The sequence below is a fragment of the Paraliomyxa miuraensis genome (assembly GCF_026337845.1).
In the GTDB taxonomy this organism is placed as follows: domain Bacteria; phylum Myxococcota_A; class Polyangia; order Nannocystales; family Nannocystaceae; genus Paraliomyxa; species Paraliomyxa miuraensis.
Map to the genome: position 1 here is coordinate 277,050 of NZ_JAOVZF010000152.1, position 12,879 is coordinate 289,928.

Annotated in this window: 8 protein-coding genes; 4 read left to right on the forward strand and 4 right to left on the reverse strand. The window is 69.4% G+C overall.

Going from position 1 to position 12,879, the window contains the following annotated elements:
* Nucleotides 1–18: 18 nt before the first annotated feature.
* Both OEB96_RS20490 and OEB96_RS20495 read right to left on the reverse strand, forming a co-directional pair.
* Nucleotides 19–1,758, reverse strand: coding sequence for a thiamine pyrophosphate-binding protein (locus OEB96_RS20490; RefSeq protein WP_266218054.1), 1,740 nt, complete (start codon nt 1,756–1,758; stop codon nt 19–21).
* 15 nt (nt 1,759–1,773) lie between these two features.
* Complete coding sequence (locus OEB96_RS20495) at nt 1,774–3,567, reverse strand: sensor histidine kinase (protein ID WP_266218055.1); 1,794 nt, start codon at nt 3,565–3,567, stop codon at nt 1,774–1,776.
* A gap of 228 nt (nt 3,568–3,795) precedes the next feature.
* Here OEB96_RS20495 and OEB96_RS20500 point away from each other — a divergent pair, with 228 nt between their 5' ends.
* Nucleotides 3,796–5,094, forward strand: coding sequence for a type VI secretion system-associated FHA domain protein (locus OEB96_RS20500; RefSeq protein ID WP_266218056.1), 1,299 nt, complete (start codon nt 3,796–3,798; stop codon nt 5,092–5,094).
* 24 nt (nt 5,095–5,118) lie between these two features.
* Nucleotides 5,119–6,114 carry a hypothetical protein gene (locus tag OEB96_RS20505; protein ID WP_266218057.1) on the forward strand — a complete coding sequence of 332 codons (996 nt, stop codon included), beginning with the start codon at nt 5,119–5,121 and terminating at the stop codon, nt 6,112–6,114.
* A gap of 16 nt (nt 6,115–6,130) precedes the next feature.
* On the opposite strand, the gene OEB96_RS20510 is transcribed toward OEB96_RS20505, so the two are convergent.
* Complete coding sequence (locus OEB96_RS20510; RefSeq protein WP_266218058.1) at nt 6,131–8,746, reverse strand: penicillin acylase family protein; 2,616 nt, start codon at nt 8,744–8,746, stop codon at nt 6,131–6,133.
* 58 nt (nt 8,747–8,804) lie between these two features.
* Complete coding sequence (locus OEB96_RS20515) at nt 8,805–9,443, reverse strand: GNAT family N-acetyltransferase (protein ID WP_266218059.1); 639 nt, start codon at nt 9,441–9,443, stop codon at nt 8,805–8,807.
* A gap of 240 nt (nt 9,444–9,683) precedes the next feature.
* Between OEB96_RS20515 and OEB96_RS20520 the strand changes: the two genes are divergently transcribed.
* Nucleotides 9,684–11,426, forward strand: a complete 1,743-nt coding sequence (locus OEB96_RS20520; protein WP_266218060.1) for a golvesin C-terminal-like domain-containing protein — start codon at nt 9,684–9,686, stop codon at nt 11,424–11,426.
* 51 nt (nt 11,427–11,477) lie between these two features.
* The gene (locus tag OEB96_RS20525; protein ID WP_266218061.1) at nt 11,478–12,824 is read left to right on the forward strand and encodes a hypothetical protein; all 1,347 of its coding nucleotides are present in this window, start codon (nt 11,478–11,480) and stop codon (nt 12,822–12,824) included.
* The last annotated feature ends 55 nt before the right edge of the window (nt 12,825–12,879 follow it).

Below are 12,879 nucleotides of genomic sequence, written 5' to 3' on the forward strand. Positions count from 1 at the left end.
ATGCGCTGGTCGTCTGCCTCACCGGTCGCGAAACCCGGCGATGGTCTTGGCCCGCTCCCCCAGGGGAGGGCATACGGAGCCGTCGACCAAGACCTCGATGAGCGCAGGTTGTCGGCGCTCGAGGGCCTCCATGAACGCCAGTCGCAGCTCGCCTGGGCGCTCGATGACCCAGGCAGACAGGCCCATCGCGCGTGCGATGGAGGCGATCTCGAGCGGTCGCCGGTAGCGGACCGAGTCCATGGGCTGGCCGTTGCCCACGTGCTGGCTGCCGTGCCAGGTGATCCCGTGCATCTGGTTGTTCTCCACGATCCAGATCACCGGGACATCGTATTCGCTGGCGGTCAGCAACTCCATACCGGTCATGGTGAAGCACGCGTCGCCGATGATCGCGATCACCGGGCGGTGCGGAGCCGCGAGTGCAGCCCCGATGGGGCCGGCGGTGCCGTGTCCCATGGAGCCGAACCCCAGGTTGAGGATGAAGCTCTGGCGGTTGCGGATCGCCAGGTCGTGCACGTTGAACAGCATGTGGCCGCCGATGTCGGAGAACACGATGGCGTTGCGGGGCAGGATCTCGTTGAGCTCCACCCGCCAGCGCTGCGGCGTGATGGGCACGGCCGTCGAGATGCGCAGCTCCGGGTGCTCGTAGAACCCATGATCGTGGATGATCGGCGGCTCCTCGTGCCAGCGCGAGGGCGTGTCGGTGCCCTCGAGCTCGCGCTCGGCGTGGAACGAGAGCTCGCTGACGACCGTACGAGCATCCCCTACGAGGGGGACCGTCACGGGATAGTTGCGGCCGATCTTGTCGACCGAGATGTCGAGCTGGATCAGCGCCTCGCGGGGCATCAGGCGGGGATCCCAGTTGAGCGTCGTGGTCTCGTTGAGGGACGCGCCGATGGTCATCAGGACATCGACCTGATCGGAGAGCAGGGTGTCGCGGGCGGTCGCGTGCCCGGCCAGACCCATCACCCCGAGCGACAGCGGGTGGTTCTCTGGGAACACGCCCTTGGCCCTGGCGGTGGTGGCCACGCGCGCCCCGAAGCGCTCCGCGAACTGTCGAACCTCGACCCGCGCGTTGGAGCTGGCCACGCCGGAGCCCACCAGCAAGACCGGATACTCGGCGCGCACCAGGTAGTAGGAGGCGTGCCGGACGGCCTCGCGGTCGAACGCCTCGGTGGAGGGGCGATAGCTCTGGGGCTCGAACCACTCCGGGCGGGCGGGCTGGTCCCAGAAGTCCACGGGCACGTTGAGGTGCACGGGTCCTCGCTGGCCAGTGAGTGCCAGCCGCAGTGCGCGACGCAGGTGATGGGAGACGCGATCGGGCGCCGGGATCATCGCCGAGTACTTGGTGATCGGCTTGAACATCGCGACGATGTCGATGTCCTCGGGCGCCATCTCCTGGGCCGCGCCCTTGCCCAGCGCGTGCGAGGGGGCCTGCCCGGTGATCACGAGCATGGGGACGCCGTCGCAGAACGCGGCCGCGACCCCGGTGAGCAGGTTGGTGGCACCGGGCCCCGAGGTCCCCGCGCACACGGCCAGGCTGTTGGTCGAGCGCGCGTAGCCGTCGGCCATGAACGCTGCGCCGGCCTCGTGCTTGGTGACGATGAGCTGGATCTCGGGCTCGGACTCCACCGCCTGGAAGAACGGATGCAGCAGGCCCCCGGGGACGCCGAACACCACCCGTGCACCCTCGGCCCGGAGGTAGCGCATGGTGATGTCGACCATGCGCTTGACGGGCTGGCTCGCACGCTGTTGGCTCATCGACACTGCCCGTCGCTAGGGCTCGGCGGCCGGGCTGAGCTTCGAGCGAATCCTGACGACCCGACCGACCACGCTCGACTGGGCCGCATGGGGCTCGTCGGTGCTCGGTGCGTCACCGTCCTGCGACGGCGAGTCCGAGGACTCGACGGGAGGCTCGACTGGAATGTAGACCCACAGCGTGGTTCCGACCCCGGGCTCGCTCATGATCTCGAGGCGGCCACCGATGTGGTCGAGCAGGCGTGCCGCGTAGGCGAGACCCGAGCGGTCGTTGGACAGCCGCCCGCTGGCGCCGCCTTCGTTGTCGAACACCTGCTCGAGCCGCTCCTTGGAGATGCCCGAGCCGGTGTCGGAGAGCTTGAGCAGCAGGCTGCCGGGCGTGCCACTCGCTTCCACCACCACGCTGCCTCGGTCGGTGTGGCGGCTGGCGTTGAACAGGAGGTTGTCGATCACGCGCTCGAGGATGGGGCGCAGCGTGGTGATCGACGGCGGCGCCTCGCGGGTCTGGAACACGGTGATGCGGACGTTGCGGCCGACCATCGTGGCCTTGAGCTGCCGTCGGATCTGATCGACCAAGACGTCCACGCTCACCGACTCCGGCTTGAGATCACGCTTGGTCGCGTCGTCGCCGGCGATGCTGACGAGCTCGCCGACGAGGCGAGAGACCCGGTCGACCGCCGTTTCCATGGACGGAGATCGCCCGGCGTGCGACGCGAGGCTCGAAGCCGAGGCCTCGCTGCCATCGTCGTTCGTGGAGGCCTTGCTCGCCACGGGGAAGCTGCCCGAGCGCTGACGGATCACCGCCTGGAGTCGCTCGACGACCGCGTTGAGCTTGCGCGTGCGCGCGGCCACGCCCTCTTCGACGTGGCGGTTCCAGTCGCGCTCGCGCTGCTGGAGCGAGGCCAGCTCGTCGGTGGCCTGGGCGTGCGAGACGATGATCTTCTCCATCTCGAGGGTCGTCTCGTCGGCGAATCGCCGTTGCTCGTGCAGCAGGCGGCGCATCTCCAGGAGCGCCCCGGTCATCCCACCGAGGAGCGACAGGCTGGACAACGACAGGAACGGCTCTGCCACGCCCTCTGGCAGGCCGAGCGCGACCAGCAGCCCGATGAGCGCGCCCGCTCCCACGAGCCGCAAGCGCAGCGGCTCGTACCAGGACATCTCGTACTCGCAGCGCTCGTCACCATGGGCGACGCACGAGTGTTCGACCAGCTTGGCCGGCGGCATCCCCAGGAACAGGGTGGGGGTGTTCCTGATGGCGGCTTGGCGCGACAGACACACCAGGCGGCTCTCGTGACGATCGGTGTAGTAGTGGAGCAGAGTGGAGGTGCGGGTGCTCCGAGCGATCTCGTAGCGTCCCACGCGGCAGATCATCGGAGTCGTGCGCGTCGCGAGCTCGACCAGCCCGCGTACCGACATGCTGCGCATGATGAGCAAGAACGGGCCGTACAGCTTCTTGAACTCGTACACGCACGCCCGCATGAACTCCTCGTCGCTGCCGACGATCTCGCGGGCAGCGGCGAAGAAGTGCTCGAGGCGCTCGTGGCTGATCCACCCCGTCTGCCGCTCGATCACCTCGCGCGGGAGCCCGCAGTCGTGCACGATGTCCGCGAGCGTGTCCTCATCGAGCTTGCTGCGGATGTAGCCGAACAGCGGCTGGAGGATCTTGATGTTGTAGTCGCCGCCGTTCTCGTCGAACGCGGGGGGCTCGGCGCTGGCGTTGGCCTCGTCCACCACGCGAAGAGGACCCCGCGTCGACACGGGCGCGTCGGGCTCGCGTCGCCCCTTGCCGGGGCCTTGATCGCTCGTTCCCATTCGAAGAAGGCCTTGCGGTCGCAGCACCCAGGTGGGCCCGTCCGGGTCACGCGTCCGAGTCGCCAGGATAGCACGGGGCTCGGCGTCCCCCGGCCTCGCGGTGCCTTCGCGCGAAGCCCGCTACTCGCATCGGACCCCCCGGGAATTCCCTTCCTCGCGCTTGTACCCGCGCCCCGTGTTACCCTGGCGATCGCATCTCGGCGGGGAGCCGAGTGTCGCACTGCTTCCATGCGCCCCGTGGTGATCACCGTGTTCGATTCCGAGGCAGGCACGACCTCGGACCACACCTTTGCCACATCCCCGGTTCGGATCGGCCGCAATCCGCTGAACGACCTTCCGCTGCCGTTCCCGTTCGTCTCGGGCTGGCACGCGGTCGTGCGCTTCGATGACGGCCAGGCCAAGTTCTTCGATCTCGGCTCCACCAACGGCACCTTGCTCAACGGTCGCAAGATCCAGGCGGGTGAGCCTGTGGTCATTGGTGAGATGCTGTCGGTCACCATCGGCAAGCTCGAGCTTCGCTTCAGCCGCGGCGAGATGGTGTCGAGCATGCATCAGGCCGGCTATGCGCCGCCCGCACCGGTGGCCGACCCCTACGTTCCCCAGCCGCCGCCACCGGTCTACGGACACGCGGGCAACGCGATGACGGGGACCATCGATCGCCAGCCGTCGATGCAGATGCCGGCGGCGCCAGGAGGCAACACCGCGCACGTCCAGATGTCCGACGTGCATCAGGCGATCCACCGGCTGCGCCCCGCCTACGATGCCTATCGGCAGGCGTGGACGCGCGTGCAGCAGGAGCTGCAGTCGTCGCTCACGAGCATGCACCCGTCGCTGCACGAGTTCGCGGTCTCGGTGCTCGCGCGCGAGTTCCCGGCCGTGGCCCACGAGTCCGACTTCGGCGGGCTGGCCCGGCGCCTGGGGGCACGCGTGCCCGGAGCCGGGGGTGGAGGCGGCGGTGACGGGGCCGAGGGCATGGCCGCGGTCCAGCGCTTGGCCCAGGGGGTGCGGCCCGACGAGGAGCCGCCGCGCAGCGCCGAGGAAGCCGAGCGCTTCCTCGCATGCGTGGAGGACGTGCTGCGGGCGAGCGCCAAGGCGTTCGTGGAGCTGCAAAAGGGACAGGAGCAGTTCGGGCGCGAGATGGGCGTGCGCACCATCAAGGAGTTCACGCCGCTGCATGCGGCGGGGACGCCCGACAACGTGCTCAAGTACCTGCTCGACTGGCAAAAGGGCGGGCCCCATCGCACGCAGGAGCTGGTGGGCGTGTACGCCGACGTGATGATCCACCAGGTCGCGCTCATCAACGGCGTGATGGAGGGCGTGCGGAGCCTGCTGGCGCGGCTCGATCCCACCGCCATCGAGCGCGGCGTGTCGTCGGCCTGGGGCAGTCGGGCCGCGGTGGCGTGGAAGGCGTTCGTGCAGCGCTACCAGGAGCTGACCGAGGCCGATCGCAACATCACCGAGCACGTGTTCGGGCCCGAGTTCGCGCGCGCCTACGCGGAGGTCGGCGGCGAGGGCTCGCGGGGATAGAGGGGTTGGGGTAAGACTGAGGGGGTGAGACGTCCGATCGTCGCTTCGCTCGCGCTGTCCCTTTGTGCCCTGGCCGCCTGCAAGAAGACCGTCGATGGCCCGATGGCGCTGTGCTCGTCGGAGGTCGAGGGCGGTGAGGCGCTCGAGACCCAGAGCAACAACGTGCCGCCCGAGGTGTGGTTCGCGCTCATCCTCAAGAGCTTCAACGCCAAGACCGGTGAGCCCGCTCGCCCGGCGAAGGACTGCACCAACCGTCCGCTCGAGATCCAGGACGAGCAGGTGGCCGCGTGCGTGCTGCCCGAGACTCCGGCTCCGGCCCTGCCTGCGCGACCGCTCGATGGCGAGCAGGACCTCGAGGTGATCGGCATCGAGGAAGGCAAGGCGCTGGTCTGGGTCCGCACCGAGTACTTCGAGGATGGTGATGCGCTGGGGCCCATCGCGGTGGCCGAGTACCGCAAGAACGGCATCGCCGTGCGGGCCCTGGGGGCGCTGCGGGCCAACCCCAACCGCATCCGCATGCGGATCGAGCCGATGGGGGAGGGCACGGTGCTGGTGGTGGAGAGCATGGTGTGCCCGCCCGACGACCCGGCCAAGTGCGCCAAGGTGGTGCGCCTGCTGCCGCGCGAGGGCGATCGCTTCGTCGAGCGCCCCTTGCTCGATGCGGAGTCGGGCGCGTGTCTGGGCGCGGCCACCTTCGCGATGAATCGGTTCGAGGAGATCAAGCGCGAGGACGGCATCGTGCGGCGCTTCGAGCTCGCTCGCACCTTCAAGTTCGAGGAGGGCGTGGTGACGGTGGACGAGCAGGTCCTCATCAAGGACATCGATCCGCAGCAGCCCGATGCCCCGCCCGCGATCTTCCGCAAGGCGCAGATCGAGCGGACGCTGCGGCTCGATGGGGACGGGCTCAAGACGACCGAGCCGCTGTGGGAGCGGCTGATGGCCGAGCACGGCTCGGTCCAGGTCAAGCCGGAGAAGACGGATGCGCCGGGGGGCGCACCGGCCGAGGCCAAGGCCGGCTGACGGGACCCCGCGAGGTCTACGGCTCGAGCACGATCGTCTGCTCGGTGACCGCCTCGACCTCGTCGCGCTCGAACGGCAGGAACGTGTACTGATCCTCGAGCCACGCCTCGCGCGTGTCGTCGAAGTGGGGGCTGCCCGGATCGGCCGAATTGCCCGGCGGGAAGTTGCAGTAGGCCTGCGGCGTGCCGTCCTCGGCGAACGTCGTCACCACGCGGAAGATCCCTCCGTCGTGCGAGTCGAAGCGCTCGGCCACGTTGCCGTTCTCGTCGAGGAACGCGCTCGACGACACGTTGACGGTGTCCTCGCCGCCGTCGCTCGGCCACCAGCCGCCGTAGAGGTCGCCGCCGAGCGGGTTGGTGAAGTCGGTGCCGTGCATGTCGCCCCAGGTGTAGCCGGACGGATCGACGTCGCCGTAGAACGCCTCGAGCAGGCTCGCCACCCGCGAGAGCGTCTCCAGGGCCACCACGTCCCGCGAGGCTCCGAGCAGCGCGGCCGAGTCGGGATACTGATCGAGCATCGCGAGGATCGGGATCTTGACGACGAAGGGCGACTCCGCCTCGAGCACGATGTTGTAGAGGAACGACAGCTCGTCGCGGACGACCTCGTCGGTCAGCATCATCAGGTAGAGGTGGAAGACCAGGGCCCCGGGGCTGTCTCGCTCCATCCGCTGATCCCAGGTGTCGGTGAGCAGCGAGTAGAGCGTCTGCAGCTCGGGGCGGCCCTCGTAGGGCGCGAGCTCGGGGTCGACGCCGAGGTTGCTCCAGGCCTGCTCGAGGATGGGCAGCAGCAGATCCGATGCGGTGCTGTGGGTGTCGGTCTGCAGCGCCTGCATGTCCTCGAGCGAGATGCCTCCGAGGTTGGCCAGGCGCGTCAGCTCCTCGTCGATCCGCTGCGCACGGAAGCCCGAGGCGAAGAAGTAGCCGTAGTACCAGGGGTCGTTGCTCACGTCGCCGTCGAAGGTGAAGCCCCAGGGATCGTTGTTGGCGGTGGCGATCCACCCTCGGCTCTCGGCGCGGCTGCGGGGCATCTGCTCGGGCGGGAGGAATTGCCCGCTCCACAGGCTCTCGGGGTCGTTGCCGTCGACCACCAGGAAGGGCATCGGGCGCGCGCTGGGATCGCCGCGATCGGGCACGTGCACGTTGACGCGGTAGGTGATGCCGTCGGCGGTGGCCGCCACGAAGTTGAACCCGCCCACCTCCATCGTGTCGGCCGCGGCGTCGTACTCGTCGAGGGTGGCGGCCTTGGCCATGGCCACGAACGTCTGCTCCTCGGCGGTGGCGGCAAAGCCCGTCCAGTTCAGCAATAGCGCGTTGCCCGGGGCCGCGATGGGCAGCGGCACGATGTCGTCGGGCAAGAGCACGCCAAAGCCGGGAACGTCGCGGACCTCGAGCACTTGGGGGTCCTCGCCGGCCACCTCGATGACCTCGCTGCGGATCTCCATCGTCACCATCTGGTCGCCCACCGCGACCTGGTCACCGGAGAGCTCCACCTCCCAGATGTCCATCACGTCGGCGAAGTTGGTGGTGGCGGCCCAGTGCAGGTCTTGGTTGTGGCCGAGCTGCACGCCCGCGGTGCCCGCGAACGCCCAGCCGATCACGTCGATCTGGCCGCCCGCATCGACGCTGCTCAGGTGCTGGGCGTACATCAGCGAGGGGCTCTGCAGCGGCTGGTGCGGGTCGTTGGCGATCAGCGGGCGCCCCGTGGCGGTGAGCTGGCCGTTCACCGCCCAGTTGTTGCTGCCCACCCGCGGGATGTGCTGCATCGCGCGGTGCAGCGCATCGAGGGCCGAGACGATCTCGGTGGGGGACGCCGGGATGGGCGGCTTGGCGGCGTGCTGAACCCCGGGCCGCCATGGCGCGGGGGCGGGCAGCTCGTCGGGAGGCATGGTGGGGACGGAGAACGCAGGACGCGACAGCTCGATGCTGGCCCAGGCCGCGGGCAGGTTGCGCTGGACGATCGTGGCCAGGAGCTCGCGCTCGAGCGAGTTGGAGTTGCCCAGCATCATCAGCTTGGCGATGGCCGAGTGCTCTTGCAGCGTCCACGGCTCGGGGAGGTAGTCGGCCTCGCCGGGGCCGAAGCCGTAGGGCAGGGGGACCTCGCCCGCGAGCACCTGCTCGATGCGTGCGTTGACACCCGCGAGCCAGGCCACGATGAGCTGGTAGGTGTCGGGGTCCTCGGCGCGCAGGCGATCGACGTTGGCGGCGCCCCAGCGCGGCAGGTCGAAGATGCGCGAGATCTCGTCCTGGCCCACGAAGTCGGGGCCGAGCACCTCCGCCTGGCGGCCCAGCGCACGGCGGCGCACCAGGTCCATCTGGAACAGGCGGTCGGTGGCCATCTGGTAGCCCGACGCGTACATCACGTCGAGGTCGGCCTGGCCGTAGATGTGGGGAATGCCTCGCTCGTCGATGAGGATCTCGACCGGGCCCGACAGGCCGGGGAACTGGTCGATGTCTTCGCCGCCGGTGGACGTGCCGGTGTCGTCGAGCGATGCGGTCCCGGTGTCCGAGGTGTCCGAGGTGTCCGAGCCCGCCGTGGTGCCGGTGCTCGAGCCGTCCGCGGAGGGCACGGGCTCGTCCTTGCAGGCGCTCGGGGCCAACATCGACGTCACGAGGATCCAGGTCTTGGCACGCATCGCCGTGGATGCTCCCATGGATCGGCTCCGTCGTACGAGTCGTTGGTGGCGCGGGCCGTCAGGCGTCGTCGGGAACCGTGGGGGCTCGTTCGATGGGGGCGAACTCGGGGAACAGGCCACGGTCGCGGGGATCGTCGAACTCTTCGCGGACGACGTCGTACGGGGCGAAGCCGACGCGCTGGTACACCAGCAGGGCCCGGGGGTGATCGGTCGAGTGTGCGTGGACGACGATCCGCTCGACGTCGTCCTGCTGCCAGGCGTGATCGAGCACGCGGCTCAGGAACGGGAGTCCCAGACCCTGTCCCACGAATTCAGGGACGAGACCGAAGCACGAGAGCCGCACCGTGCCCCTCACGTCACCCCTCACATTGGCGGAGCTGCGGCGGTCGAGCTCGGCGAAGCCCGCCGGTACGCCGTCGACCTGGAGCACGAGCACATGGACGCGCTCGTCGTGGATGATCGAGGCGAGGGCCTCGTCGGACAGCGCGCGGCGCTGCCACCAGAGGTAGGGAGCACCCACGGTGTGGTAGAGGTAGCGGTAGAAGTGCAGCGGGGGGCGCTTGGCGTGCACCAGCGCCAGGGTGCGTCCCGTGATCGAGACCCGGGGATGTCGGGGTGGCGTGCGTAGCTCCAGGTACGTCGTGACCAGCTCGAGCTTGCCGTCGGGTCGGCGGGCGGGCGGGCGATGATCGAGCATGCGGGGCGGACTCTACACCTGCCCCGGGATCCCGTGGGTCGTGGCGCGAGCCCGCCATTCGAGTGCGGCCTGCGTTCCAAGGGTGTCGGACCTCACTCCTCGAGCGCCGGCCGAGCATGGGGGCGGCCGAACTCGCGCGGGCTCCACTCACCCGCACGATGCGCAGCGGTCGAGCCGATGAAATCGTGACTCGAGGCTGAACCATGCCTCGTCATGCGGCACCATGGACTCGGAGCCTGCATGACCCACGCCCGCCACGCCCTCGTCACCGCTGCCTTCGCGCTCTGTGCCCTCGGTTCGGGCCTCGCCTTCGCCGCGCCTCCCATCCATGCGCCATGGCCATGCGACGTGGAGCGGCAGATCACCCAGGGGCACAACACGGGCAGCAGCCACTCCTCCGACTCCTTCGATGCGTGGGCGTGGGACGTCGGGCTCGGCGAGGGAGAGTCCGTGGTCGCTCCGTACGATGGCGTGGTGCGGGCGGTCGAGGACGGCTTCGATGTCTCGTGCGGGATCGATGGCGGCTGCTGGCGCTCCACCAACCATGTGGTGCTCGCGTTCGACGATGGCAGCGAGGCCCAGATCATGCACCTGCGCATGGGCTCCACGGGCCTGCGGGTGGGGCAGCTCGTGCGGCGCGGTCAGAAGGTGGGGGAGATCGGCCTGAGCGGGCAGATCACCGCCGCGCACCTGCACTTCCACGTGCAGAACGCCATGTGCTCGTCCGAGCCCTGGTACTGCAAGTCGGTGTCGTCGAGCTTCGTGGACATCGGCGATCCCGGCTACCCCGAGCGGGTCACCTCTCGCAACTGCGAGCTGCCGCAGGCGTGCATCGTGGGCGCCTCCGACTCGCTGATGATCGACGACTCCAGCGCGTGCTTCATCGATGCGGCCGGGTCTGCCACGTGGGACCGGTACGACGAGCCGAGCGATTCCTACGGCTATCGGTACGTTCCCAACACCAACGGCGACGCGACCGCCACCGGCTACTGGCGGTTCCGCGTGGAGGAGACCGGGCTCTACCGCGTGGAGGTCCAGATGCCGTGGTGGGATGCCTCTGCGGGCTCGTCGAGCGTGACCTACGAGGTCGGCAGCGGGACCGTGCGCACGCCGGTGGGTCCGATCAATCAGATCGCCAACTCGGCCGACTGGGTGGTCCTGGGCGAGGGCTTCCTCCTGCGCGAGGAGACCGAGTCGTACGTGGCCCTGAGCAACGAGACCCCCGAAGCCGCCGGCTCCACGCTGGTGGGCTTCGATCAGGTTCGCATCACCCGGGTGGGCGACTACGTGCCCGAGAGCTGCGCGGTGGGGCGCGAGGGCACCGAGGTGGAGGAGAGCGGCGAGTGCTTCACGACGACCGGGGAGAACTGGTTCGACGACCTGCCGGGGGGGCGCGATGGCTTTCGCTACTCCAACAGCACGGCCGAGGCCAATGCTCGCGAGGTGGGGACCTGGCAGCTGAACGTGGTCACCTCGGAGCCCTACGAGATCTGGGTCCACGTGCCCGACGCCGCCGAGACGACCAATGCCAAGTATCGGCTGTCGAACGGCTACGTCGATCTCGAGCTCGATCCCGTGGATCAGAGCGCCGAGAGCGGCTGGATCAAGCTCACCCGCAGCGGGGGGAGCGACGACGAGGCACGAGGATGGTTCAACCTCTACGCGGGGCTGCCCGCGTCGCTGTCGCTGGGCGATGCCACGGGCGAGCCCTTTCATGCGGCGGGAGACGAGCGCAACACCGTGGTGGCGTTCGACTCGATTGCGATCGCACCCGCCGCGCTGGGCTTCGATCCCAATGCGCTCGAGGACAAGGCCGACGATGCCCTCGATGGCGAGTGGGGCAGCGCGCGCGGTGGAGACGAAGGCGGCTGTGCGTGTCGAGCGAGCGCGCGCTCCGGGGGCGGCTCGATGGCGCTGGCGCTCCTCGGGCTCCTCGCGCTGCGACGGCCACGCCGACGGCGTCGTACGACGAGCACGCGGTAGGTCGGGGCGTCGCGCATGGGCATCCATCCTTCCTCTCTCCGCTCGCCCCTCGTGGCGCTCGTGCTCGTCGGCGGCTGTGGTCCCGGCGGAGAGCCCACGGTGGCCGCCGACGTCGAGAACCCCTCGGCGTCGCGACCTCCCGTCGTGGAGCACGGCGCTGCGCCCTCGAGCACCCCGAGCCCCGAGAGCCCCAAGCCGACGCCCGCGGTCGAGCCGGAGCCTCCCCCTCCCAACGCCGAGCCGGCCGAGCTGCGGCTGGCCCTCTACGGTCGCTGCGGCGTGCTCGGGGTGTCGACCTTGGGCGGGCAGACCTTCGTGCACTACGACGGTGGAGGGATGAACCACCTCGAGCGCATGGACGAGCGCGGTGGCGTGGCAGAGTCGTTTGGATTCACCGAGACGCTCGACGTCGGCTACGGCACCCTGGAGAACTCGACCATACGAGGGCTGCGGGGACGCTGGCCGGAACAGCCCTACCTGTTGGTGGACTTTCCCGCGCGGGAGTACTACTACCGTTCGCTCTATCGCCTGGCCGATGGCAGCTGGAAGCGGGTCGCGCTGCTGCCGACCTCGGTCGACTACGAGGAGGTCTGGCCGTGGTCCAAGGGCGTCATCCTCGCGCTGGTGACCGACGACGAGCACGACGTCTGGCCTCGGTTCGCGGTTGTTCGTGGAGAGCCCAAGGGTCCTTCGCTCGAGCGGGTACGGCGTCGTGGCAAGTGTGACCAGTGGGACTTCGACGTGCGCGACGTCCACCCGCACGGGGATGGTGGACTGACGGCCTTGGTCCGCTGCGGGGGTGCGTTGCTTGCCACCTGGGCACCGGGTGAGCGCGAGCCCACGGTGCAGAAGCTGGGGCCCAACGATCACCGCGGCACGCTCATGCTCGGGGAGGATGGCCAGGGGTTCATCGCGCTCGACTCGGGGATCCATCAGTGGCGCAGCGGGGCGCTGCAGCCGGTGCCGTCGCCCGACGGAGGCAAGCTCGACGAGGTGGACCGAGGGCCGGATGGCGAGCCGTGGATTCGCCAGGGCAACGTCGTCTCGAGGTGGACCGCCGGGGGCTGGCAGCGGGCCATGGAGCTTCCCGAGGGCCCACCGATCCACGGGATCTACGGCCTCGACGTCGGGACCCCGTGGCTGCGGCGTGGTGACGACAGCCTGTCGATGCAGACCGCCGACGGGACCTGGCACGCGGTGTCCTTGTCCGCCACGCCCGACCTCGACAAGGTGCCCAAGCCCGAGGTGCTCGACGTGGTGGGTCCCGGGGACGTGTGGCTGACCTCGCGGTACTGGAAGATGGCCAAGGGCAAGAAGCACGTGGGCCGAGAGATGGGTGCGCTCTACACCACGCGGCCCGTCGACGCCCCTCGCGCATGCGGCGAGGTGCCGTCCTAGCTTGGTCGGTTCCAGCGGGCGCCACGTTCGTGGCGAGGGTCGTGTACCTTCCCGT

Excerpts from the sequence above, each read along its gene's own strand:
- OEB96_RS20490 (WP_266218054.1), bottom strand. The coding sequence starts at position 1,758 with ATGAGCCAACAGCGTGCGAGCCAGCCCGTCAAGCGCATGGTCGACATC.
- OEB96_RS20495 (WP_266218055.1), bottom strand. The coding sequence starts at position 3,567 with ATGGGAACGAGCGATCAAGGCCCCGGCAAGGGGCGACGCGAGCCCGAC.
- OEB96_RS20500 (WP_266218056.1), top strand. The coding sequence starts at position 3,796 with ATGCGCCCCGTGGTGATCACCGTGTTCGATTCCGAGGCAGGCACGACC.
- OEB96_RS20510 (WP_266218058.1), bottom strand. The coding sequence starts at position 8,746 with ATGCGTGCCAAGACCTGGATCCTCGTGACGTCGATGTTGGCCCCGAGC.
- OEB96_RS20515 (WP_266218059.1), bottom strand. The coding sequence starts at position 9,443 with ATGCTCGATCATCGCCCGCCCGCCCGCCGACCCGACGGCAAGCTCGAG.
- OEB96_RS20520 (WP_266218060.1), top strand. The coding sequence starts at position 9,684 with ATGACCCACGCCCGCCACGCCCTCGTCACCGCTGCCTTCGCGCTCTGT.